This is a genomic window from Barnesiella sp. ET7, assembly GCF_024733785.1.
Taxonomy (GTDB): domain Bacteria; phylum Bacteroidota; class Bacteroidia; order Bacteroidales; family Barnesiellaceae; genus Barnesiella; species Barnesiella merdigallinarum.
In genome coordinates this window covers 95,239-119,627 of record NZ_JANRHM010000008.1, presented here as the reverse complement: position 1 = coordinate 119,627, position 24,389 = coordinate 95,239, and the positions used below count along the sequence as shown (strand labels likewise).

The following is a 24,389-nucleotide window of genomic DNA, read 5'->3' as shown; positions in this document are numbered from 1 at the left end:
AGAATCGGATTCCCCCCTGTTATCCCAGATAGCGCAGAATAGATACAACGAGGGGTTGTGTACGTGAACTTGCGTTCCGTCACAACCCCTCGTGCCACACTATCTTCTTACTTACTCTCTGTCTATCGTACCGAGGTGGCGGTCAGACTTCGCTCGCTGGTCCCGGTGGTTGTAGAGCCGGAACCTACGGTATAGTCGAAGTCGCAGGTGTAGTCGCGGGTACCGTCATGCAGCGTGCGAACCTCGATTTTCAACCCCTTTATGTCGGGGAACTCACGCTTTATATCGTCCATGCGGAACGAAGCTACCCCCCACAGGAAATGGTCCAGGTCGGGATCGTCCATGCGGTTGTGCCGCAAGTTGAGGTGCAGGTAGCCCTCCTCGTCGAGCGCGGCGGCTTCGGAATAGTCGCGCACCAGATTGATCATGTGCTTCTCCCTACCGAGACCGCGCGTTTCGAACTGTACCGTCAGGTACTTTTCGCTCGTCCACATGCTCAATATGTTCATCGGGTCGTTGCCTATGCTGTCGGTCGTTTCGGGAGTAATAGGTATCACATTCTTCACCAATACCGAGTCGATGTCGTTAACCACAATGTAGTAGTCGTACCCCTCGCGCTGCCCGTCGAGAAAGGTGAAGTTGACAATCACCCGCTTGCCGTTCTTGGTCAGGTAACTCGGCAACCGGTCGCCGTTCGAGGGGAACATGGTCTTTTTATCATCGAGCAGGATATAGGGCGAGTGTCCCTCCTCGACCACCATATCGCCCACGGCATAGGAATAGGGCACGTAATAACCATCTTCGTCATCGCCGCAGGAGGTCAACCCGCACGACAGGATTACACCCAGCAATCCGGTCCACAGCATGTGTTTCATTTTCATATCTTCTTGTATTTAATTTTATTCGCTTTTATGGGATAAACGGGCACGACCTCCAAATACTGCACCGGCTACTGTTAAAAAGTGAAAAACAATTTTTCTATCGCCTGCCATGCAGTATTTTTACATCATTGCATTTATTCAATAACAGGATTCACCCCATGAACGAAGCAGAGCTGGTAGCGCGTTGCAAGCAGAAGGAGCCCTCGGCGCAAGCCGAACTCTACCGACGGTATGCCGGCGAGTTGTTTGCCCTCTGTATCCGATACGCCGGCAACCGCGAGACGGCCAAAGACCTGCTTCACGACGGATTCCTCAAGGCGTTCACCTCGCTCGACAAGTTCGACTACCGGGGCGAGGGTTCTTTGAAAGCGTGGTTGAGCCGCATCATGGTAAACACGGCGCTGGAAGAGGCGCGGAAACAGGCGCAGCATTTCGATGTCGACCTCGACGAGGCTCCCGAGGTGGCCGATCCCGACTCGACCGACGACGGCCTGGTGCAACAAATCGCCCCCGAGGTCTTGCTCCGCTTCATTGCCGAGCTGCCCGACGGTTACCGCACGGTATTCAACCTCTACACGTTCGAGAACAAGTCGCACAAGGAGATTGCCCGCCTGCTGCATATCAACGAGAAAAGCTCCTCGTCGCAGCTATACCGGGCACGCACCTTATTGATGAGTCGAATAAAAAGATATTTGGCACAACATGGAGACGAATAAAAACAGTAACGACTGGCGAAAGAGCTGGCAAAAACAGCTCGACCACTATTCGGTCACGCCCCCGCCCGAGGTGTGGGAGGGGCTGAGCGAAGAGCTGGCCCCCCGGGTGCGCGTGGGCCGGCGGGCCGTGCTGTGGGCTGCCGCGGCCTGTGCAGCCATTCTGATAGGATGCTTCGTCGGGCTGCAATATCTCTCGCCGGGAATACCCGCCCACGAGACTCCGCTGCAAACGGCTCAAGCCGACCGTCCAACAACGGGCCAACCCACCCCCGCCCTCTCCAACGAGCCCTCTGCCTCCAACCCGGCAACACCGCTCTATACCCAAGCCCAATCGCCGGCAAACGGCCACACGGCTCGGGCAGCCTGTCGGCCTGTCACTCCCGCCGCTTCCCTGCCGACAGCGGAGAGCGAACCGATAGCCGAATTACAACGGGTCATACCCGACACCACCTCCACAACCGGCCAACCGGGCTACGAGGCAGAAGCCCATGAACAAACGGCACAACCGGCAACACCATCGCCGCGTACGCGCAAAGGCTACTCGCTCTACCCCCGCTCGAGCGAGAGCGAACAGACCGCCTACCGCCCGGCCCGCACACAGACCCGCACACAGACCCGCACAAGCGGAAGCTGGACCGTAGGGCTCTCGCTGGGCAACAGCCTCATTACCGCCGCCGACAACCGCAGCGGATTCGGTAACCTGGCCCCCTACGCTACGGCCGAGATGGCCAGCCTTCCTTCGCCCGAAACGGGCGTGACGCCCAACGGCAAGGAGGCATCGGCATCACCCTACCAGCAAATCATGCTGCAAAATATCAACGCCCAACCTACCACCGACGTGAAGCACCACTTCCCCATCTCGGTAGGCGTCACGGTGCAAAAGTCGCTCAACCCGGCTCTCGCTCTCGAAACGGGACTGGTATATACCTACCTCGCCTCCGACCTCATGGCCGGCGATGCCGCCTACTACACCCAGAAACAGCAGTTGCACTACCTGGGTATCCCCCTGAAGCTGCAATGGAATTTTCTGCGCAAGCGCTATTTCAACCTCTATGTCATCGGGGGCGGCATGGCCGAGAAGTGCATCTATGGCAGCCTGTCGTCGCACTACGAAGCCAACGACCGCCCGTCGCTCAATCAGGACGAGCGGCTGAGCATTGACCCGCTGCAATGGTCGGTATCGGCAGCCGTCGGCATCACCCTCAAGCTGGCGCCTCACGTCAACCTCTACGCCGAACCGGGCGTGGCCTACTACTTCGACGACGGGTCGCAGGTCTCGACCATCCGCAAAGAGAAACCCTTCAACCTCAATCTGCAGGCCGGTCTGCGATTCGACTTCTAACCAACTGTTCGTCAACGGCGAACCTCTATCCGGCGTCATAGCGCCCGACCCCGTTGTGCCCTGTCATCGCCCGACCGATAAAAATTTTTCCGCTTTTTCTGTTACAAAGCCGATTGCCGTTCGTTACATTTACAGAAAACAAAAAGAGAAACCCAAGTCGTTCAAACCCCGACAATGAAACAGGAACCGCTGCTATCGGCTTTCACGCGTTTGCGAGACAATCTGCTGTCGATGTCGCGCCGCATTCTTCAAGACGAAGACGACGCCTCCGATGCCATACAGGATGCCTTTTGCCGCCTGTGGCCCCTGCGGGACAAGATTCGGGACGAACAGGAGGCCTCGGCCCTGACGGTCACCACCACCCGCAACCTCTGCATCGACCGGGCCCGGCAAAAGTCCCGTTTCACCGAGTACGACCCCGACCAGTGCGATAGCTGCGACGACGAAACGACTGCCGAGAGCGACGCCGTATCCGAGCGGTTCAAGGCGGTACGGCAACTCATCGACAGTACCCTGACCGAGAACCAGCGGACCATACTCGAGATGCGCGACTTCCGCGGACTCGAAATCGAAGAGATTGCCCAAGAGCTGCAGATGCAACCGACAGCCGTACGCATGAATCTGTCGAGAGCCCGCAAGACCATACGCGAACAATATAAAAAACAATACGACCATGACCGGTAAATCATCGACACACAGCACCCGCACCCCTCACGACTGGGAGCAGCTCATCGAGCGATACTACGCCGGCGAAACCTCGCTGCACGAAGAGAAGGAGTTGCGAAAGTTCCTCTTCTCGGGAGAGGCCGACGACCGCTACGACGACACCCGGGCCGTACTCGCCTACACCCAGATGGGCCGGCGTCAGACGGCTCCCCGCGTGCATGCCACCCGGCACCACGCGCTGCGGGTCTGGGCGGCTGCCGCCTGCATAGCCCTGATGCTGGGAGGCGGAATCGTCTACTACACCACGGCACCACGCGATACCTGTGTAGCCTATGTCTATGGCGAAAAACAGACCGACCCCGAAGCGGTAATCTCGCAGATGCAACAGTCGGTATCGCAGTTTGCCTCGACCGATGTCGCCGTAGAGAGTCAGCTCGACGCCATCTTCTCACCCCTCGAATCCATACCTTAAACATGCTCGTTATGAAACGGTTATACAAAATACTCATCACTTGTCTACTGCTCGTCGGCACATCGGTTGCACAGGCTCAGGAAGGTCTGGCCATCGCCCCCCTCTTCGCGGGGCAGTACAACCACGACAAGCAGGCGGTTGTCGTCCTCATCAAGGGGGATAAACTGAAGGAGTACCACCTCTCGCTCTTCCGCAGCATCGCCATTACCGACCGCCCCGACGACGTGGCCCTCTTCGAAGCGGCCGTGCGAGCCGACAGCTCCAAGGCCAACAACAGCGAAACGGTGAAATCGGGCAACAACACCATAGCCGGCTACTACCAACTGCCCCCGGCCTCACCGGGCGAAGAGAACCGGTTTATCCTCTTCCGCAAGCTGTCGCCCGACGATGCCACCCTCATCTACCTCGAGGGCCACACGCAGCTCGACCGACTCATCAAACTCTTTATCAACAAGAAACAATAAAAAAAACAATATCGATATGAAACCTATTCTTACGCTCTTGCCTGCGCTCCTGCTCGCCCTGCCTGTCGTGGCGGCCGACATCGAACGCGACACCACCGTCTACTTCAACCAAAAAGAGATTCAAATCAAAGACTCGGCCGACATCGTATCGGTCAAGGTTTTCGAAGGGGATACACCCTACCAGAAATTCTACGAGTCGCGCTACGCCGACGGCAAACGGCAAACCTCGTGGGAACTCTCCGAGTCGGTAGCGTTCCCCTTCTCCGACCTCATCACAGGCAACAAGGCGAAGAAACGCAAGCGCTTCGACCCGCACTGGTCGGGCGTAGGCTTCGGCTTCTGCAACGGCATGGGTAACGGCATGCGTTTCCTCAACAACCCCAACGGCATCTCGCTCGACTTCTCGGGTTCGTTCGAAATTTTCTGGAACTTCATCACCGTCTATACTCCCATCAGCGGCAACAACTGGGGATTCGTCACCGGCTTGGGTATCGACTGGCGCAACTACGTCATGAACGAAAACCGCTACTTCGTCAAACAGGAGGGGAAAATAAGCGTCGTGCCCTGCCCCGAGGGTGCCGACCTCGACTTCTCGCGATTGAAGACCGTCGACCTCACCGTGCCTCTGCTCTTCGAGTGGCAAACCCACAAATTCCTGCACGGCCCCATCTTCTTCTCGCTGGGTCCCGTCATTGGCATCAAGACTTACAGCAGCACCAAAACCAAATATACCACCGCCGACGGCCAGAAGATACAACTCTTCGAAAAGGGCATCAAGCCCAACCCCATCAATCTCGACATCATGGCCCAGGGCGGATACGGTACCTTCGGCTTCTACGTGAAGCTCTCGCCCTTCAACGTCTTGCAGCAGAGCCGTGGTCCCCAGATGCGCAGCTTCTCAGCCGGCGTGATGCTCCACTTCTGATACACGACATTCATACTCATACGACCCCGACCGGATAGAAACCGTCAGTTTCTGTTCGGTCTTTTTTCTACATATAAATGTATATTTATTATATAATACGATAAAAATACGTGTATATATTCAAATATTCCCGAAAAACAGCCGCTAATATTTGCATTATTATTACATTTGCAAACGAAATCAGAATAAAACCGACATGAACGAGAAAACCAAAATACCTGCGCCCCTCATCGCTATCATCCCGCTGGTTGTACTGGTGGCCCTGCTGGCCATGGTCATCCCCATCTTCGGGAGCGATGCCCTGATGGGCGGCAGCCAAGTGTCGCTGCTCGTCGCCTCGGCCGTATGCGTGGCCCTGGCCATGGGACTGTATAACTACAAATGGAGCGTACTCGAGGAGGGCATGGCCAAAAACATCAAGAAGGTGACCCCGGCCATCATCATCCTGCTGCTCATCGGGGCCATCTCGGGCACCTGGATGCTCAGCGGCGTGGTGCCTACGCTCATCTCCTACGGCCTGCACATCCTCTCGCCGCGCTTCTTCCTGGCTTCGTGCTGCATCATCTGCGCCATAGTCTCGGTCATCACGGGCAGCTCCTGGACCACCATCGCCACCATAGGTGTGGCTCTGCTGGGCATAGGCAAGGCCATGGGATTCGACACCGGATGGATTGCCGGCGCCATCATCTCGGGGGCCTACTTCGGCGACAAGATTTCGCCGCTCTCCGACACCACCGTGCTCGCCTCGTCGACCACGGGTACCAAACTCTTCACCCACATACGCTACATGCTGGTTACCACCGTGCCGTCGATAGTCATTACCCTCGTTATCTTCACGGTGGCCGGACTGACGATGAGCCACACCGACAGCGCCCAGAGTGCCCTCTTTGCCGACACACTGGCCCAGAAGTTCAACCTCTCGCCCTGGCTGTTGCTGGTGCCTCTCATCACCGGAATCCTGATCGTAGTCAAGCTACCGACCATCATCACCCTCTTCATCTCGTCGGTTGTGGCCGGTATCTGCATACTCATTTTCCAGCCCCACGTTCTGCTGCAAATCGCCCAGAGCGATACCCTCGACTTCGCCACCGGCTTCAAAGGTCTGATGACGTCGGTCTTCGGCAGCACCGCCCTCTCGACGGGCCACCCCGAAATCGACGCGCTGGTGGCTACCCGGGGCATGCGGGGCATGATGGACACCATCTGGCTCATCATCTGCGCCATGTGCTTCGGGGGAGTGATGTCGGCCAGCCACATGATAAGCAGCATCACCAACCTCTTCGTGCGGTTCGTACACAAGCCCAAGAGCGCCGTATGCTCGACCGTTGGGGCCGGCCTCTTCTTCAACGCCTGCACGGCCGACCAGTATCTGTCGATTATCCTCACGGGCAATCTGTTCAAGGATCTGTATCACAACCGCGGGCTGGAGAGCCGGCTGCTCAGCCGCACGGTGGAAGACTCGGTGACGGTCACCTCGGTGCTCATCCCCTGGAACTCGTGCGGCATGACCCAGGCTACCGTGCTGGGTGTAGGCACGCTCACCTACCTGCCCTACTGTTTCTTCAACCTGCTGAGCCCCCTCATGTCGATACTCGTAGCAATCACCGGCTTCAAGATAAAACAGGGTATTGCGGCCCAATTCGCCCCCAAAGCGAGCGAAACGGTCAAGGGTGCACCCGATGCCGGCCATGTGCTCGTGGGGTAAGCACGCGGCGTCCAAAACAAGCAGAAAGAATTCGGGAAAAAACAGTTACTCTTTACTCTCGGGGAGTGTCGTGCTGCTCAAAATCATGTCGGCCTTGTCCACATCTTCGGCAAAGACATTGAGCCGGATGGCCCCCACCGACGAATTGGTCAGCGGCAGCACACTCGAGAAAATCTCGTTCGACAGGAAACAGGGCACACCGTTTGTCTCCAACACATCCTTCACGATATTCGCTTCGACCGACGAGTCGAACGTACGATACAACACAATCTCTTTTTCCATAATGGAGCGTTTTAGGTAGTGTTACAAATAGGCGGCATACAAAGCGACAAGCCCAAACGGCTTCCTTTTTGGCTAAGATAGTGAAAGAAAAACGCAAAAGCAAATAAAAGCCGGGAATTTCGCCGGAACAACGCCTCGACACCTGCCTGATGATTTTGAAGATATAACGCCCCTCCGCACAAAAATCCCTACCCGCCTACCGGTTTTCTTCCAACGAGTGCCACAGATTCTGCACCGCCCCGGTATACTCCTCGACCGACCGCGCCTTCAACACCCGCTTCTTCAACCGCCGGTCCACGTCGGGCAACAGATACTCCCAAAACGTAGCCATGCGGGCGAGCAACTGATGCACCCCCTGCAACACCCCGGCATAGCGGGTGAACACCTGGTCGTGCAGCCGGGCCACCCGGGCGTAACCATCGGGCGGCATTGCTCCGTCGCCGGCATAGGCCTCGGCCAACCAGGGACGAGCCAGCAATCCCCGCCCCACCATCAGGCCAGAGAGCCGGGGGAAGCGCTGCTCGATGCTCCTCATCGCCTCGACCGTAGTCAAGTCGCCATTATAGACCAGCGGAAGGTGACACGCCTCGTAGAACCAGGCAAAGCCGTCGAGGTCGGGCTCGCCCTTATACTGCTGCCGCCCCACCCGGGCGTGGAGCGTAATCTGTCGCACCGGCGAGCTCTCGAGCAGCGGCAACAGGCGCAACGACTCGTCGGGGCTCTCCCACCCCAGCCGCATCTTCACCGAGAAATCTATCCCGCCATACCCCTCGAGCGGGCGCAACAGCCGCTCCACCTCGTCGGGGAAAGGCAAGATGCCCGACCCTTTGTGCCGCTTCGCCAGGATGGGAAACGGGCACCCCAGATTGAGGTCGATACGCCGATACCCGCAGGCCGCTATACCGTCGACCAACCGGCACAACTCGTCGGGCTGCGAGGCTATCAACTGCGGCACCACCGTCATACCCCGGTTATTTTCGGGAGCAATATCGCGCAAATCCTTCCGGCGAAAATCATCTTTCTCGATGCGGACAAACGGCGTGTAAAAGGCAGCCACCCCACCGAAAAGCGAGGCATGAGCACAACGGTACACCGCATCGGTATACCCTTGCAACGGGGCAAAACAGACGGGCAATGACATGATGGACAAAAGTAGTACAAGCCGAATAGAAATCAAAATTATACGGCACACTTATCGAGCGGCCCGCTCACATCTCCCGCCCCATGCACCCGGATACAAAAAGAGAGGGCTGCATCGTCTACGACGACACAGCCCCCGCTTGGACTTTATGGCCTTATCCCGCGGCAACCCGGCTCCGAAGCCAGGACACCCGTCGGGGAAAAGGCATTATCGGCTTAGCGATTCAGCACCTTAACCGTGCGAACCACTTTACCCTCTTTCATCACCTTAACCACGTAAACGCCCTTGGCCCCGAGCGTAATGCTCATGTGCTGGCCGGCAGCTACCGTAGCCTCTTCCTGAGCCACAAGCATACCCGAAACATTGTATACGCCTACTTGATAAGCACCGGCTTCGGCAAACTCTACAAAGAGGAGATCTTCAACCGTATAGGTGCGCATCTCATCGGCTACGCCATCTTCTACGGCATCTTTCTGATCGACCAGGAATACCGGATAGGACTTCGTGTCTGAGCCGAGCGTATTCTCAAGCGTCAAGGTAACGGTATAATCACCGCTCTTGCTGTAAGTCAGCTTCGTAGAACCTTCGGTATCGGTACCGGTCGATTCGGAGAGCTCGCCACGTTTGGCAGTCCACGTCGGGAGAGTTTCTACCTGGAAAGCAGTACCGGCAATAAACGGACAACCCGAGATGTAGAGCGGTCTTTGCGGAGTTTGCACACCCGAACCTTGAGCCGTCGAAGCTACCAGTTTGAACGAGCAGGCTTTTGCACCCTCTTTCGAACCTTTCGACAAGAAATAATTCTGGTCGTTGGCATCGGTTTCAAAATCCCAGTAAGCGATTACCTTGTCGGGCAGGTCAGAAGCATCGAGACCGGCTTTCACTTGATTCACCTCTTCTTGAGTCATGCCACCGTCCCAAATCAACAGGTCGTCAACGATACCGTTGTTGGTAACCGGTTGTTCACCACGACCACCGGCGAAGCAGAACCAGTCGGAAGCCGAAACATCGTAACTTGCCTTGGGAACCCAATCCTCGGTTTTTCCACTTGCAGAAGAACCGTAGGTCCAGGTAGACTCTTGCAGAACACCATTCAGGTAGAAGAGCGAGCGGAATTGACCTTGATCGTTATACTCGAAGGTAAGAACTACATGGTTCCAAGCATTGGGCGATACAATCGTATTGGGGAAGGTATAGTTCACGGCAACCGGAGAAGCATTACCGTCGCCACGAACCGTATAGGCGGTAACCCGGCCTTCGCTGGTAATGTTAGACCACATCCAGCCCCAGTTGTTTACAGGCCATCCACCCGCACGGTTCTCGATGCTGAAGAAGGCAGAAGACTCGGGCAACGTAGTAAAGCGAACCCAAGCCGATACCGAGAAGGATTTACCACCTACGATACCTGCTTCATTCAGGTTACCGCCAATCCAGCTGTCGTTGATTTCGATACCGCGCGACGAGGCACCATCGGCTTTTCTACCGGTATAACCCAGTGTGAGCGTTTGGTCGAGGTCTACCTTCACTTCGGCGGCCGAAGTCTCTTCGCCGTCAACCGTCAGCGTATAGATTTCGGGCAGAGCACCTACGGACTCGCTCGTAATCTGTACATAGTAGCCGAAAGTAGATGTTTGACCGTTGCAAGTTACCTGCAGGTCATAACCACCAATCTCAGAGATACCGTCTTCTACCGAGAATACCGTCGTATTGGTAGCTTGTTTTACAGTCTCGCCGTCGCTGTTGAGCAGTTTCCAGTCGGCAGGATCGTGACGAGGATCGACGTAAGAGATTTCGAAGCTCTCGTTCGGTTTGATTGTCGTCTTGTCGATTTGAATGTCGTCGGTCGTCGTGTACTCACCCATATCCATATACTCGCTCCAGGAGATTTCGGAATCGCTCTTCATGTCGACCGAAACGGCAGCAACACCCAGACGGATGCGGTCAGAACCCTGCAAGTTGGTAGGAATCGAATAGTACATACCGGCCCACGACGTAGTGATACCCATAAAGATAGGCTCTTCATTCTCTTGTTGAGCATAGAGCTTGAACATCGAAGCGTTTACATCGAGGTTGTAAACCGGCTCGCCCAGAGGCTTGGTATTGTTCATTTCGAAGATGACCTTGGCATCTACGCCCTTGTAGTGAGAAGCCAGCACTTTGGCTATCTTGATGACAGGAGCGGCAGGAGTAGTCATCTCGTTACGCGTAATCGAGAATTCGCCCAAGTAGAGTTCCAGATTCTCGGCGTTCTCAAAGTGGAGAGCAACCATGGCAATATTCCGGTTGGCCAGCGAAGCCAAAGTACCACTGATTGTAAAGGTCTTCTCTACCCACATTTCGTCGTCGGCCTCGCTATCGGCAACCGTCAATACCTTGAAACCAGACTCACGCAGAATTGTGGTCTCGTCACCAACGGCAGAGAGAGCCAGATTGATGTCGGCCTGACCACGGATCAATTTGTAACGAACCGTAATCTTATCGCCCGAAGCCAGCGTGAAAGCCGTCTTGAAGAGGTGCAGATATTCATCGGCTGCCGAACCGAAGATGCGCAGACACGAACCGCCTACATAAGCATCGTCGAAGGTAAACTTGGCATCCAGGCCATTGGCAACCACCTTGTCGGCCGTTTTGCCCAAGAACTCGGAAGCAAACCAGAAACGCCAGGTAGGCAGATAGTCTTGTACACCAATGTTGTACCACTCGTTGTCGTTCTGACGTTCGCCCATCCAGTTGAAGAACTGACCGTTACCCAGGTTGAAATAGGTGATGAACGGCTCGGTGGCCAAATCCCAGCTGAGCGAGCTGCGAGCGGTCATAAAGGCCGACATACCGAACCAGCCTTCGTTGGGGTGGTGGCTGCCACGATCGAATACCGCAATCTTGTCAATCGGGTTACGACGGCCGTTCGAGAAGAACTGCTCGATTACATTTTGATAACCCAACTGTTTCGACATATCGGTACTGCCATAGTTGGCACGGTCGGCCCACAACATGTTGAAATCGTGAGCGCCCCACAAACCGATAGAGACATTGTAGTCTTCGAGCAACGTCCAAGTCGAGGGGTCACCACCTTGCATGTTGAAACCGGCATACAAGTCGAGCAAGCTACGGCCGGGAGCCTGGCTATTGATTGTAGCCTCATTGAACGTGCTCAACGGAGTTCCCCACCAGTTGTAGTTCAAGAACAGTGACGTACGGATGTGCTCTCCATCGCCAAAGGTTTCGTTGTTGTGAGAACCGAGACCCTGGTCAAAATTGATCTGACCATTATCGTTCGTACCATCATACCAGAAGTTCTCGGCTACGGGGTTTCCTTGTTCGGTCAAATATTTGTGTACCTCTTCGTTCAGAGCGCGCACATTAGACAGCATCGTCGTATTCGAAGTGTTGAACTCCGAGTTGTAACCGAGACCATCTACACCGTGATAGTGAAGGAATTTGGCTACCTTCTCACGAATGGTCGCATTCTTGGACATGTTATCCAAAGCGGTAGCCCAATCGGAAGACAAACTGCCCCAGGGAATAGAGGCCACACCCGATACTCCTACACCGTTTTTATGGGCGGCATCGGCAAAACCACCGGGCACCCAGCCTTGCGGAGCGGTCCAGTTGCCATAGTGGGTAACATACGACCACATACTGAATACTTCGGAATCGAACTTGCCGTTAGGCCGTGCATTCGGGTTACCTCCCGAAGCGGTACCTATGGGAACCCAGAACACCAGGTTCTTGTCGGTCTCTTCGGTCAATGTTTCGTTAATCTGCGTGTTGGCATTGCGGAAACGAGCTTTGGGTTTCACACGCGAGATGTAAAAGTTTTCATCTTCAAACAGGTATTCTCCCGGAGTCCATTGGGAAGCATACTCTCCAAGACCTTGGCTATTGGGCCATGTCATGTACTCCTCTTTCAACTCTTGTGCATTGGCCGTGAGCGAAAGAGCCAAGATTCCGGAAAACAAAAATAGATTTCTTTTCATGGAAATTGTTTTTAGGTTAATAATGAATTATGTAATCTCAGTTTTCTTTTTCTTTGATACCAAGAGATTTGAGAAGGAGGAGAGTATAAGTTCATACTCCCTTCCCTCCCAAACCTTTTTTACTTAGAGCAATACCGGTATATCAACGACCTCGATCGAGAACACCTTACCGCCTACATTACCCGAAAGGTTGTAGGATACGGTCGTCTGTCCGGCCGACGTGGCAACAGTCAAACTACCCGACGTCACTTCAACTTCAGCGCCATCGATGTTAAGGGTAGCACCGGCAAGCGAGTATTGACCATCGTAGCTTCCTCCATTATAAGGAAGGGTCAGCGTAATCAGGCTGTATCCCGATGTAGGAGCTACAAGCACTACCAGATTACCCGATTCGTCATAGATAGCCGAGTTCTGTTGATCGATATCGGCAGCCGTCAGATTCAGATCTACCGGCAATGCAATCACCTGTACCGTAGCGACATCAGACGTTACTCCGGCAACCTCGGCCGTCACATCGGACGAACCAACGGCAAGACCCGTAATTGTACCATGCTTGTTATCGCTGCCGGTCTGTTCGGCCTTAACTACTTCGGGATTCGTCGATTTCCACGTGACATCATAGGGGTTGTCGCCACCCGAGAGGGTCTTCGCGTCGATAGCCCATTGTACCGATTGGCCGGCAAAGATAGTACGGGCATTACCCGAAACCCACAGTACCGAGTGGATGCCCTCGGTAACGGTTACCGGAACTCGTTTTTCCTTACCGTTGGAGGTAAGAATCAGTTCGGTTTCACCCAGGGCAAGGCCTCGCAAGGTAATCATATTGCCATCGTATGCCCCTACGGAAACTTTGGTAGGATCGGCAGCCTTGACCACCGGTTTATGATAGGCATAAGAAGTAGCCGGTATTACACCCGTTGTCAACAGCACGGTACCCCCCACAGGCATGGAGATGGGATCTTTGTCGACGGTAATTTCGTCGACCGGATAACGGGTCTTGAAATCTTTCACCCGGAAGGTGGCAACGAATACCGTATCGGGAGTTATGCAATGAATCTCGGTATCACCCTCTTCTACACCGGCACGCACCGAAAGCACGGCATCGAAACCTTCGTTTTCCACATATTCGTTGGTCTTGCTGGTAATCACAACCGAGCTGCCCGAAGCGATTTCCCAACGGTAGGCACTGTAGGCATTCTCGATGTCTTCCTTCAAACCCGACTGCACGTTCATGGCAATGCGAATCGTGTCAGACGTATTTATATCCATCTCCTTCTCGTAGGTATAGGCAAAATACATCGGCAGGATTTCCTTACCGGGACGAGTCTCCAGGTAAGGCATATTGGCATAGGCTTCGCCGTAGAATGTGGCGAATATTTGAGGAGCTATCGTAATTGTACAAGAGCCCGACTTCGCCGTCGAGGCGTCACCCAGCGTGACGGTTACTTTTCCCTCACCCGACTCACGAGGCGAAACGAAGTGAACCGTTACAATACCTTTCTCGTAATTGATGGTAGTCATGGGGTCATAAGCCGTAACACCCTCGAGTGTAACCTGGGGCTCATAATCATACAGCAAGGTCTTGGGCGAAACGGCAAACATAACCGAGTCGTGCAGCATGTTGTAACTTTGTTTAGTGGTCATCTCGGGCATAGTGCTGTCGTTGGCGACACAAGTCACCCCTTCGGGCAGGTTGCGCAAGACGGTAACCGAGGTAATGGCATACTTGCCATTTTCCAACGTAGCTTTCAGAGTCGTCTCTCTCTCCTGTCCACCATTAACGGCTACAATAGCGCTATCGCCCAACAGCTTGGCTACAGTCTCGTCGGCAAGCGACCAAGCGATGGGGGTATTGATGATTTTTCCGCTCACATTGGTAACCTTGGCCGAAATCTTCACCGTATCGCCTACCCGCAAAGAGATGTCCATGGGATTGAGGGTGATATACACCTCGGTCGCACCATCGAGCGTGGCCTCCTCTTCACAGGCAGAGAAAATGGTAACGCCAAAGAAGAGAGCCAAAAATAATATAATGCTATATCGTTTCATTGTTCCTAAAGATTTATAGATTAAAAGTTGTGCGGTACTACCAATAAATATTCGTTATCGGGACTCTGATCGCCACGAGTTTCGTTAGCAATATCCCAGAAGACACGTGAACCACCCCAGTTGGGCTGACCAAGAGCCTGTACGAGCGAAGCGATTTCCAACGTATTGTTCGTAGTTTCTACAATAGGGATACGACGCAACTGCAACTCGGTATCGACATTCTGGTCTTTCAAGTTGTTCACCTTGACCGGGAACAGACGGGGATAACCCGTACGGCGGAAGGTCGTCCACGCCTCGGCACTCATGGGGAAGTTGGCGATATATTTTTGCGTAATGATTTTTTCGAGTTTCACCTCATTGTCATCGCTTTCGTTCCACTTTACGCACACGTTCACACGACCGGCGATATTGTTCTCTCCATTATAGGGATCGACGTAATCCACATCGTTCACTTCGGTTTGCTCCAGATACTGGGTGATTACCGACTCGTCGGTGATGCCGTTTTCCTGGAAGCAAAGGCGTATACCGGCTTCGTAAAGTTCCTGAGCCGTACGGCCTCTCGTATTCCAACCTCTCAGAGCGCCCTCGGCCATCAGGAACAGGCTCTCAGTACGTTTGAAGAAAGGCTGGTGCATATATTGGAACTCACCCGTAAGAGTGGCAAAAGGACCGTAACCGCCCTTGTCCTTACCGGTGGTATTGTTGTTACGCATGTTGATGCCGGCACGAACTCCATACACATCGATGGGAGCGGCAATACCCGACGACTTGTCTTTAATCGTATAGGCGTTGGTATCGAACCAGCGGGTAAGCAAGGGGTGATTGCAGCGTTTGAGAATGTTCTCCAACGAGGCACCCAGGCGAATATCGTTCCACGAGTTGCCAAGTACATACCACGAACAGGCATTTTGCTCTTGATAGTAGGCGATGTCACGGGCATCGGTCTCGCTGAGGACTCCGATATCGTCGGTTACAGCCTGTTCAAATTTCTGCTGTGCCGTACCGGCATCGTATTTCACGATGTTCATGGCCATACGCATCTTGATGCTGTTGGCAAACTTCACCCACATGCGCCAGTCGCCATTAGACAGGGTTCTGATGGTCAAGTCTTCGATCTTGGCAATCTCATCACGCGAGGGCTGACGCTCCTTCAAAATACGGATAGCCTCGTCGAGGTCGTTGAAGATTTGTGCGTAAATATCCTCACCTTTTTCATAGGTCAACGGCGGATTACGTTGCAGGTTACGCCAATCGTTAAACGGTGCGGCACCATAGAAATCGACGATTTCATGACCTTGATAGGCTTGAATAATCAGGGCAACGGCACGCCATTCGGGTTTGCCCAACTCGGTGGCATGGTGAATGGCATTGTACGACTGTGTAAAAATCGAGTTATCCATCGGGCCACCCAGATAGTCGTTGGGATAGGTGTAAAGCGTAGGCAGAGCGCCACCGAAGGCGAAGGTACCTTTGGTCGTCGTCCAATATCCGGCGTAGTTGTCGATATTGTTGGACCGTTGGTATTGATAGGCATGAGGTTGCCAGCTACCGCCCTTGGTGTAGCTGATCATATAGGGGATGGCTCCACGAAGCTCTTGTTCGAGCACAGTAATATCGGTGGCACCCGCACCCTCTTCATTAGCGTTGTCCATGTCTTCCTGACGTCCGATCATCCAGGGATACTCCTCCTGAAAGCGGTCGCCGCAAGAAGTGAAAAGACCGACTGAAAATACGGATTCAACCACGAAGAATCCGATTGCATATATTGTTTTTCTCATCTTGATATTATTTAAACCCAAATTCATTATAAATCAAACTTCAAAGTCAAAGCGAAACTGCGCGTCGTAGGCAACGTGTAGCAGTCGATACCCGAGTAACCGTTGGCAGCCGATACCGATATGTCGGGATCGACGGGCGAATTCTTATAGATAAAGAAGGCGTTCTTTACCGAGAATTGCACCGTCATGCCTTGTCGCTTGCCGAAGAGGTTAGGCATGTCGTAGCTCAACGAGATATCGCGCATGCGCACGCTGGTTGCATCGTAAACGTGGTCTTCCATGGGGAATGCACCGATAGTCATGTAGTAGTTCTCTACCGACACTTTGCGACCCGAACCGTCGGGCAACTCCTTGAGGACATACTCCTTGCCGTTTTGCATCACGCGCTCGCCATTCAGACGATCTTGCGCCGAACGCTCGGAGAGGCCGTACAAGTCGTAATCGGCCTCGGTCAGCGACATCACCTTACCTCCGATACGTCCCTCGAGCAAGAAATAGAGGCTCAGGTTCTTCCAGGTGAAGGTGTTGTTCCAACCGAAGTTGATGGGCGAAGTCATGTTACCTACATAGGTTTCATATTTGCCCGAGGTCATCACGGGAACGGCATTGGCATAGTCGCCTTCGTCGTTGACCTTGATATAACCGTTTTCGTCACGAGCGAAAGAGTTTACATAAATATCGCCATAACGGCCGCCTTCTACATATTTAATCTTGAAGGCATTGGGGCCCATCTGTACTTCATAGGGAGCACCCGTTTCCGTTTTGTAAGTTTCCAGGATGCGGTTATCGTTCCAAGCGATGTTGAATCCGGTTTCCCAACGCCAGTCGCGGTTGATGTTCCACCGGTAAGCGGCCTGGAATTCCAAACCGTAGTTGCGAATCACACCCGTATTGACAGGCTTGGACTCACCATTGGCCGTAGTCACATACAGGAACTGATTGCGAAGTGTAGAGTTGTAATAGGTCAGGTCGAAATTGAATTTGTTTTCAAACATCCATACATCGAAACCCGTCTCGAACGAAGTGGTCGTTTCGGGCAGAGGATTGTCGAACAACGGCGGACGAGTACCTACGGTTCCCGTACCGAAGTCAATAGACTGACGGGCAAACAGGGTATTGGGAATGGGGTTACCCACAACCGACCAGCTGCCACGCCATTTCAACTGGTTGAGCCAGTCTCGGCGAGGCAAGAACTTGTCGAGAAGCACGTTGACACCGGCCGAATAGTAGTCGAACGATTTGTAACCGCTGCCTTGCGTAAATTGCTGGAACGACTGGGCCCACTCCAAACGATAGCTACCATCGAGGTAAACCTTGTCGAACAAACCGAGAGATGCCGTAGCGAAAACGGCCGTACTCCAATCGTTGTTGTTCCAGCTGTCGTAGGCCGAAGTGGCACTACCGTTGGGGTTGTTGGGACGGCTGTGCTTGCTGTTCTGAGGAACGAAGGCATTGGGGACACCGCACGTATCGATAGCGGTAGTAATGTTCGTATTCCGATTATAATGACGGGTAAAGCTGGTACCCACGGCAGCATTGATGTCGATCTTATCGGCGAAACGGTCGTTCCAGGTAAGCATGTGATCGTTATAGATATCGCTCGAGCGAGAATTGCTGGAGTAATATTTACCGCCCACATAGTCAAATGCGGTTCGGAACATACCGGCATACTCTTCGTTCAAGTTGTTGTTTATCACATAGTCGACACTGAAACGGGTCTGATATTTAATGTTTTGCCAAATCTTGGCATCCAAAGTGACATTGGCCAGCAAACGATCCCGTTTGGCCACATCGTTATTCATGTTGGTCACCCAATAGGGGTTATTCAGATACTGGTCGTACCAGTACCAGGTTTGCACCGGCTGTCCGGCCAGTTTGGGGTTACCGGTCTGGGGATTGCTCACGATATCATCGGCGGCCGTACCCGTGTGTTGGTAATTGTGTTTGAAATAGCGCATATCGATGTCGGCCGGCGTACGATACAGAGCATAGAGGGCACTCAACGCCTTACCTACAACCGGGCCGTTATCGGTTTTCTGGTGAATCCAGTTCAAGCTGGTATTGATGTTGATTCGCTTGTCGAACAGGGAGAAAGTCTCCTTGAACATCACATTGTGACGGCTGAACTTGTTTCCGGGAAGCAGACCGGTTTGATAGGTATTGTTGTACGAGAAGTAAGTACGGAAGTTTTCGGTACCACCACTCAACGTCAAACCGTTATTGGTCGTCAGACCCATGTTGAAGAAGTCCTTCACGGCACTGCGAGCCGTATTCATCAGATAGGGAGCCGAGGCGATTTCATCGGCCGAACGGGTTCCGATTTTCGGGCCCCAAGCCGACCATTGATTGTTGTCGCTGATACCATAGATCTGTTGTACCTTGGGATACATGGCGATGGTCTCGACCGAAGTGGAACTCGAGATATTTATCTTCACGGCACCCGCAGCACCCGACTTGGTGGTAATCACGATTACACCGTTGTTGGCGGCACTACCGTAAAGGGCGGCAGCATTCGGGCCTTTCAGAATGGTCATGCTCTCCACATCCTCGGGGTTGATGGTCGACAGCAGGTCGTCGCCGCTGCGGTTACCACCCAGAATCATGTTGTCGGTAGCCTGCGTACCCATACCGTCTTGCATAGGCACACCGTCGATCACAATCAACGGCTGGTTGGTACCCAGAATCGAGGTGGAACCACGCAGTACAATCTTAGAAGCACCACCACCGGCACCGGTGTTATTAGGAACGATGGTCAGACCGGCACTCTTACCTTTGAGTGAATTGATGAAGTTCGTCTCCTTGATACGAGTCACCTCTTCGCTTTTGATCGTTTGAGTGGCATACGTCAGGGTCTTGGACTCTCTCGATATACCCATGGCGGTTACAACCACCTCGTCCAATACGCGATTCTCCTCCTTCATAACTACATTGTACGAAGAAGCTCCCGCCAACGAGAGTGATGTTTTCTGATAACCCACATAACTAAAATCGAGAACAGCGTTGTCGTTCGGGACCTCGATTGTATAGACACCGTCGATATTCGTAGAGGCACCTGTTGACGTTCCTCTCACCAATACGCTCACGCCTATTAAAGGTTCGCCCGACTCATCGGAGACTACACCCTTGATCTGATGCTTGCCCGACTGAGTTGTCTTCGCTGTTGCCACTCCTGCCCCCTGGGTCATCACACTGGCAACAACCGGGAAAAAAAGAGACAAGAAGAGCACCAAAAGCCCAAATTTACACTTGTGATTTTTTTTCATGTTTTTTAGATTTAAATACTTAATTGATTCTATATTCCACTATTTTCTTCTTTTCTGGGTTTCTTTGTTCATGGTATTTGCTTTTCCATAGTATCATTATGCAAAAGGTTATTTCCAGTATAGTTTTTCACATACTACACTATATTATTAACCCTAAACAGACTCTTTTCCCTAGTGTTATTTGTTTAATTTCCTTCCGTACTTTTAATATTCATCAATTTTACAGGTAGTAAAAGCAAGAATAATTTACTGATATTCATATAATTTATACTATTGAAAATATCTAAAAAAAAATCACACTTATATACTTTAATGTACCAACACTAAAATCATTGCCTTGATACATATACAAAGATATTAAACTTTGATACAATGGCAACAGATAACTTTCTGACAACGAAATCTGTTCTCGGTTTGGCGGAGCGAGTAGTGAAATGTCCCCCCCCGAGATATTAGTTCTTAATCCAATTGATGGTCAATGGGGTGGAGGTGGTAGTGGAGGGAAATGGGGTGCCTATGTTGACCACATGACAACCAATGACCTCCAAAATTACCAATTGATACCTAAACTTTCTGTTGGTCAGTCAATACTATTCCAATTTACCGCCCAAGATATTGGTGAAACCATTACAATTCCCATTACTCTGTTCTGCATTGACAACTATAATTATATGTTGAGACACATGTTTTATTGGAATGGTGATATGGTTAATGCCGAACTGGATTATAATCCAAATGGCCAAATATCATTTAGCCTTGGTGGTACAAGTTTTCAATAAACGCCTCCTTTGCCATATTTCTAATAAACCCAAATCCAAGAATTAAATCCTTGATACTTCTTGTTTCCCCTCGTGGCGGGAATGGTACCAAATAATGGTATTTATTATCCCAATATCCTCCCGTTACGAGGATTAAATCCTGAAAACTGAAAATTTCTGAAAATTTTTTCTTGAAATTGATAACATTTCGCCGTTTTCTTGTATAATTAGCAACATCGTAACAGATACGCCAATGGCTGCCCGAACAAGGCAGCCATTTTTAGTATAGACTCAATGAAAAAATAATTTGAAAATGTTATCAAATTATAACTCATTGATAGTTAATATGTTAAATAAAAGTATTATATTTATATAACAAAATAATGTTATCAAATTACAATTTCAAAGGCGAAGACTATAGAATGAAGATTTACAAATCATTCGATGATATGAGAGATGCTCTAAAAGATGAGACTGGATTTAGAGAGTATCTTGAACAGGCAAAATGGAGAGGCACACCAGTATGTCCTCATTGCGGCTGCATATCAGCAGAGCATTACAAGTTTGAAGACCAATGGAGAATTCAAAGGTCTATACAAATGCAAGCATTGCCGAGAGCGTTTCACAGTCACAACCAAGACAATGTTTGACGGAACACATATTCCTTTGAGAAAATGGTTTGAGGTAATCTTTATGTTCCTCACAAATAAAGTTGGTTTGAGCAGTATGTACATTCATAGGCATATTGGTGTAACACAGAAAACCGCTTGGTTCATGCTCAACAGAATACGACAGAACATGAACAAGATAATAAAGTTCAAGGACATAGTACAGATTGACGAAACCTATGTGAGTGTCAAACGCAAGAAAGGTCAGCACTCGCAAGGACGAAGCCTTAAAACCAAAGTGCCGGTAGTCGGATTCCGTTCCGGTTCAATGGTAAACACCTTCATAACAAAGGATGCCACAAAGAAAACCTTGCTACCTCTGATAAAGGAGATTGTAGAGAAAGGTTCAACCGTCGTTACTGACGAATGGGGTGCATACAATGGCTTGAACAAGCACGGATATACACATGAAAGAGTCAATCACTCTCACGGTCAGTATGTGAACAAGTCAGGATTCTCAACCAATGGCATTGAAAACTTCTGGTCACACTTGAAACGAATGATATTCGGAATATATCGTAAAGTGTCGGCAAAACATCTGTACTGGTATTGTGCTGAATGTGCATACCGATACAACACAAGAAGCCTTAAAGACGGCGAAAGGCTTATACTATTTGTATCCGAAGCAATAACCACATTGACATACAAGGAGACCACACATCAAGAGATGTTTGCTTTCTAATTCGTACTTTTGTTCTCGCAACAGCCCTGCCCATATTTGCGTGGGTGAGAAATAAGGTATATATTTGTACCGAAATATTGGATAGAACACGAAAGTGTTTGAACCTTATTCCTTTCAGACGAATCTGGTAAATTTTTCTTGGACGGGAATAAGTGCCACCTCTCACTATGCTATATGGTGCAGAGGCTGTTGCTTATTTAGTCCAAAGGCTTTACCAGAGCCTGTCTGAAGAAATAGCAATGGCTCTCTGCACTTTCTTTTGTTCCCCAATCAGCCACAAGGGGAAGCCGAAAACCTTATCAAAGAGTAGGCAAAAATAATAACATAAGTATTATGGCGTATCTGTTCAGATGTACCGCAAAACAGAGTGTTTGTGGAGGTAAAGTTCCAAAGGGAACAACCGTTCAAGTTGTAAAGCAATATAGCACAACTCCCAATACGGAAGAAATTCGTGCTGCAATAAAGCAACAGCTTGGAATTGAAACAAAAGAAATGTTCTCTCCGAGCTATTTCAATATTGAAAAGATAAAGTAAAAGCCTATGCGAGACCAATTCTGTAACGAATGCGGTCTGTCCTATGATATTCCACACCTTGTTGCTGAAAGGTTGCTTGGTGTGGAATATCTGCATAGGATAGAAAACCGCTACGAACAAATGCGCAAGTCTTATGACTGTACTTGTGCAGAATGGCAAGGCGTGTTCACAGAGGATTTGAAACCATTTGGTGGATATGATGACACCACCTCCGTGACCATTCCGATTGGCAACTCCCAATCAGGTGCTGACATCAAGGCATTGCATAAGGGGGCTATCGGTGTAGACTTGCCCACTTGGTTCAATGTTAAAGACAACAAGCATATAATGATTGTTGCACAAGACCCATTGAGGAACAACAAGTATTATGGAGAATGTTATGATGCAGTTATTTCAAGCCCATTTGGCTTGCACTCATTGGAGCATAGACAGAATGCGAGGGGTGGCAAAATGATGGACTTGCTCGTAAAGAGACTGGTAACCAATGAATATGGCATTTATTTGACTGATGCCAACAAGTTCTTTATCTATGACCACAAGACAACCGATGAGTTCTCCGATGCTCATATAGACAAGTATGCAGAAATTATTAGACAAGAGATAGAGATTGTCAAACCTACTGTAATCGTGTGCCTTGGCAGAAGTGCTGAAAGGATGTGCAAGAAAATGGGACTGCGGAACATCTTGGCATTGCCACATTTATCTGGAACTGCTCGTGGTGCGATTGTGAGAAAATTCCCAAGATTAGAAGAGATTGGAGCCACAGCGGAGAACATTGCAGAGGAATATGCAAGAGAAATTATTAGAAAAATCCAATGACTTGAACGGAAAATCCCACAAACCATTTGCATGGAATGTGGGAGAATACTTATAACTTTGAACTGATTTTTAGTGTTGGTACATTAAAGTATATAAGTGTGAAAAAAATTTGCTTTTCATCTTCAAAAAAGACAGAACTCCCATAATACAGACACCCCCGCTCTTCCTCCCGCGACACCCGTTTGCCCGACGACAGGCAAAAAGTTCGGCCTCAACCGCCGCTGTGGTATTAAAAATTCCATCGCCTGCTTTTGTTAAATATGGCTAACCCACCCCCAGTGACAGGCGAGTTTGACCTATCTTTATGCCTCTCAATAATCGATACCGCTTCATGTTCAAAAAAACTGTAATTCTCATCACAACAGCAGCCCTCTGGAGTGCCGGAGTATCGGCCCGAACCTTCTCGCCCGAGGCGGCTACGGCTGCCCGGCAACAAATAGAAACGCTCTTGCAAGACAAAAAGGCGACGGTGGGTGTAGCCTGCTCAATCGACGGAGACGACTTTGCCCTCAACGACACGGTGCGCTACCCGCTCATGAGTGTATTCAAACTGCATGTGGCCGTGGCTGCCCTGCAACGCATGGAGACCGAGGGGACCCGGCTCGACGAAGCTTTGACCATCGACTCTACCCAAATGCACCGCGACACCTACAGCCCGCTGCTCGGACTCTATCCCTCGGGCAACTTTCGCATCTCGTATACCGACCTGTTGCACTATGCCCTAGCCTTGAGCGACAACAATGCCTGCGACATCCTCATCGACTATGCCGGCGGCATCGGGGCGATAAAGCATTGTATCGACCGGGCGGGCATCACAGGGTACGACCTCGCCGAGACCGAGGCCTCGATGCACGCCGATATACCCGCCTGCTATCGCAACTGGGCCCACCCCTCGTCGGTGGTACAACTGCTGCAAAAGATTCTCGACGGCTCGTTGCTGAACGAGGAGCATACCCGCTTCATGCGCACGACCCTCGTCGAGACCTCGACAGGGCTCAATAAAATCAGGGCAGGCCTTCCCCCGGAGATTGTTCTGGGGCACAAGACCGGCAGCTCGGGACAGTTGCCCAATGGCCTGACGATTGCCGACAACGACGCCAGCTTCTTCTGCCTGCCCGACGGCCGCCTCTGTTTCCTGGTCGTCTTGGTGAAGGACTCCCGCGAAAGCGAAACCACCAACGCCGCCCTCATTGCCCGAATTGCCCGCATCGTCTACGACACCGCCACCGCGAATCAACTCTCCCGATAAAGCCCCATCACAAAACAC

Annotated in this window: 18 protein-coding genes and 1 pseudogene; 12 read left to right on the top strand and 7 right to left on the bottom strand. The window is 51.4% G+C overall.

Features of this window, described 5'->3' with window-relative positions; translation table 11 throughout:
* Positions 1-122: 122 nt before the first annotated feature.
* Positions 123-881, bottom strand: a complete 759-nt coding sequence (locus NW211_RS06890; protein ID WP_258327373.1) for a NigD-like protein — start codon at positions 879-881, stop codon at positions 123-125.
* 158 nt (positions 882-1,039) lie between these two features.
* On the opposite strand from NW211_RS06890, the gene NW211_RS06885 reads away from it, so the two are divergent.
* From NW211_RS06885 to NW211_RS06855, 7 genes are all read left to right on the top strand, one after another.
* Positions 1,040-1,597 (top strand): RNA polymerase sigma factor, encoded by a 558-nt coding sequence (locus tag NW211_RS06885; protein WP_258327372.1) that lies wholly within the window; start codon positions 1,040-1,042, stop codon positions 1,595-1,597.
* Entirely contained in the window at positions 1,584-2,939 is a 1,356-nt protein-coding gene (locus NW211_RS06880) for an outer membrane beta-barrel protein (protein ID WP_258327371.1), read from the top strand. Before NW211_RS06885 ends, NW211_RS06880 begins: the two co-directional genes overlap by 14 nt.
* 174 nt (positions 2,940-3,113) lie before the next feature.
* A complete protein-coding gene (locus tag NW211_RS06875; RefSeq protein WP_258327370.1) occupies positions 3,114-3,623 on the top strand; it encodes an RNA polymerase sigma factor in 510 nt (169 codons plus the stop codon).
* The gene (locus NW211_RS06870) at positions 3,613-4,077 is read left to right on the top strand and encodes a hypothetical protein (protein ID WP_258327369.1); all 465 of its coding nucleotides are present in this window, start codon (positions 3,613-3,615) and stop codon (positions 4,075-4,077) included. Before NW211_RS06875 ends, NW211_RS06870 begins: the two co-directional genes overlap by 11 nt.
* 11 nt (positions 4,078-4,088) lie before the next feature.
* Positions 4,089-4,541 carry a DUF6108 family protein gene (locus NW211_RS06865; RefSeq protein ID WP_258327368.1) on the top strand — a complete coding sequence of 151 codons (453 nt, stop codon included), beginning with the start codon at positions 4,089-4,091 and terminating at the stop codon, positions 4,539-4,541.
* Positions 4,542-4,557: 16 nt separating this feature from the next.
* Positions 4,558-5,466: a hypothetical protein gene (locus tag NW211_RS06860; RefSeq protein ID WP_087408558.1), complete on the top strand. Its 909-nt coding sequence runs from the start codon at positions 4,558-4,560 to the stop codon at positions 5,464-5,466.
* A gap of 196 nt (positions 5,467-5,662) precedes the next feature.
* Positions 5,663-7,171: a Na+/H+ antiporter NhaC family protein gene (locus tag NW211_RS06855; protein WP_375379578.1), complete on the top strand. Its 1,509-nt coding sequence runs from the start codon at positions 5,663-5,665 to the stop codon at positions 7,169-7,171.
* A gap of 45 nt (positions 7,172-7,216) precedes the next feature.
* Here the strand turns inward: NW211_RS06855 and NW211_RS06850 are convergent, their stop codons facing one another.
* The 6 genes from NW211_RS06850 to NW211_RS06825 all read right to left on the bottom strand — a co-directional run bounded on the left by NW211_RS06850 (position 7,217) and on the right by NW211_RS06825 (position 19,661).
* Positions 7,217-7,453 carry a DUF2007 domain-containing protein gene (locus tag NW211_RS06850; protein ID WP_087408559.1) on the bottom strand — a complete coding sequence of 79 codons (237 nt, stop codon included), beginning with the start codon at positions 7,451-7,453 and terminating at the stop codon, positions 7,217-7,219.
* A gap of 196 nt (positions 7,454-7,649) precedes the next feature.
* Positions 7,650-8,588, bottom strand: a complete 939-nt coding sequence (locus tag NW211_RS06845; RefSeq protein WP_375379580.1) for a tRNA-dihydrouridine synthase — start codon at positions 8,586-8,588, stop codon at positions 7,650-7,652.
* Between the two features lie 221 nt (positions 8,589-8,809).
* Complete coding sequence (locus NW211_RS06840) at positions 8,810-12,571, bottom strand: LamG-like jellyroll fold domain-containing protein (protein ID WP_258327366.1); 3,762 nt, start codon at positions 12,569-12,571, stop codon at positions 8,810-8,812.
* A 123-nt stretch (positions 12,572-12,694) separates the two neighbouring features.
* Positions 12,695-14,620 carry an Ig-like domain-containing protein gene (locus NW211_RS06835; RefSeq protein WP_258327365.1) on the bottom strand — a complete coding sequence of 642 codons (1,926 nt, stop codon included), beginning with the start codon at positions 14,618-14,620 and terminating at the stop codon, positions 12,695-12,697.
* Positions 14,621-14,640: 20 nt separating this feature from the next.
* Positions 14,641-16,398 carry a SusD/RagB family nutrient-binding outer membrane lipoprotein gene (locus NW211_RS06830; protein ID WP_258327364.1) on the bottom strand — a complete coding sequence of 586 codons (1,758 nt, stop codon included), beginning with the start codon at positions 16,396-16,398 and terminating at the stop codon, positions 14,641-14,643.
* Positions 16,399-16,424: 26 nt separating this feature from the next.
* On the bottom strand, positions 16,425-19,661 hold the full coding sequence (locus NW211_RS06825; RefSeq protein WP_258327363.1) for a SusC/RagA family TonB-linked outer membrane protein: 3,237 nt from the start codon (positions 19,659-19,661) through the stop codon (positions 16,425-16,427).
* A 434-nt stretch (positions 19,662-20,095) separates the two neighbouring features.
* On the opposite strand from NW211_RS06825, the gene NW211_RS06820 reads away from it, so the two are divergent.
* From NW211_RS06820 to bla, 5 genes and pseudogenes are all read left to right on the top strand, one after another.
* Positions 20,096-20,440, top strand: a complete 345-nt coding sequence (locus NW211_RS06820; RefSeq protein WP_087408561.1) for a hypothetical protein — start codon at positions 20,096-20,098, stop codon at positions 20,438-20,440.
* A gap of 362 nt (positions 20,441-20,802) precedes the next feature.
* Positions 20,803-21,769, top strand: a pseudogene (locus tag NW211_RS06810) (IS1595 family transposase).
* A gap of 333 nt (positions 21,770-22,102) precedes the next feature.
* Positions 22,103-22,303 (top strand): hypothetical protein, encoded by a 201-nt coding sequence (locus tag NW211_RS06805; RefSeq protein WP_258327361.1) that lies wholly within the window; start codon positions 22,103-22,105, stop codon positions 22,301-22,303.
* A gap of 6 nt (positions 22,304-22,309) precedes the next feature.
* Positions 22,310-23,122 (top strand): uracil-DNA glycosylase family protein, encoded by an 813-nt coding sequence (locus NW211_RS06800; protein ID WP_258327360.1) that lies wholly within the window; start codon positions 22,310-22,312, stop codon positions 23,120-23,122.
* Between the two features lie 331 nt (positions 23,123-23,453).
* On the top strand, positions 23,454-24,371 hold the full coding sequence (gene bla / locus NW211_RS06795) for a class A beta-lactamase (protein WP_258327359.1): 918 nt from the start codon (positions 23,454-23,456) through the stop codon (positions 24,369-24,371).
* Positions 24,372-24,389: the final 18 nt, after the last annotated feature.

Bases quoted from the DNA above. Each gene is read 5' to 3' on its own strand.
- NW211_RS06825 (WP_258327363.1), bottom strand. From the start codon at position 19,661: ATGAAAAAAAATCACAAGTGTAAATTTGGGCTTTTGGTGCTCTTCTTG.
- NW211_RS06870 (WP_258327369.1), top strand. From the start codon at position 3,613: ATGACCGGTAAATCATCGACACACAGCACCCGCACCCCTCACGACTGG.
- NW211_RS06840 (WP_258327366.1), bottom strand. From the start codon at position 12,571: ATGAAAAGAAATCTATTTTTGTTTTCCGGAATCTTGGCTCTTTCGCTC.
- NW211_RS06850 (WP_087408559.1), bottom strand. From the start codon at position 7,453: ATGGAAAAAGAGATTGTGTTGTATCGTACGTTCGACTCGTCGGTCGAA.
- NW211_RS06800 (WP_258327360.1), top strand. From the start codon at position 22,310: ATGCGAGACCAATTCTGTAACGAATGCGGTCTGTCCTATGATATTCCA.
- NW211_RS06805 (WP_258327361.1), top strand. From the start codon at position 22,103: ATGGCGTATCTGTTCAGATGTACCGCAAAACAGAGTGTTTGTGGAGGT.
- bla (WP_258327359.1), top strand. From the start codon at position 23,454: ATGTTCAAAAAAACTGTAATTCTCATCACAACAGCAGCCCTCTGGAGT.
- NW211_RS06880 (WP_258327371.1), top strand. From the start codon at position 1,584: ATGGAGACGAATAAAAACAGTAACGACTGGCGAAAGAGCTGGCAAAAA.
- NW211_RS06860 (WP_087408558.1), top strand. From the start codon at position 4,558: ATGAAACCTATTCTTACGCTCTTGCCTGCGCTCCTGCTCGCCCTGCCT.
- NW211_RS06835 (WP_258327365.1), bottom strand. From the start codon at position 14,620: ATGAAACGATATAGCATTATATTATTTTTGGCTCTCTTCTTTGGCGTT.
- NW211_RS06890 (WP_258327373.1), bottom strand. From the start codon at position 881: ATGAAAATGAAACACATGCTGTGGACCGGATTGCTGGGTGTAATCCTG.
- NW211_RS06865 (WP_258327368.1), top strand. From the start codon at position 4,089: ATGAAACGGTTATACAAAATACTCATCACTTGTCTACTGCTCGTCGGC.
- NW211_RS06855 (WP_375379578.1), top strand. From the start codon at position 5,663: ATGAACGAGAAAACCAAAATACCTGCGCCCCTCATCGCTATCATCCCG.
- NW211_RS06885 (WP_258327372.1), top strand. From the start codon at position 1,040: ATGAACGAAGCAGAGCTGGTAGCGCGTTGCAAGCAGAAGGAGCCCTCG.
- NW211_RS06875 (WP_258327370.1), top strand. From the start codon at position 3,114: ATGAAACAGGAACCGCTGCTATCGGCTTTCACGCGTTTGCGAGACAAT.
- NW211_RS06820 (WP_087408561.1), top strand. From the start codon at position 20,096: ATGTCCCCCCCCGAGATATTAGTTCTTAATCCAATTGATGGTCAATGG.
- NW211_RS06830 (WP_258327364.1), bottom strand. From the start codon at position 16,398: ATGAGAAAAACAATATATGCAATCGGATTCTTCGTGGTTGAATCCGTA.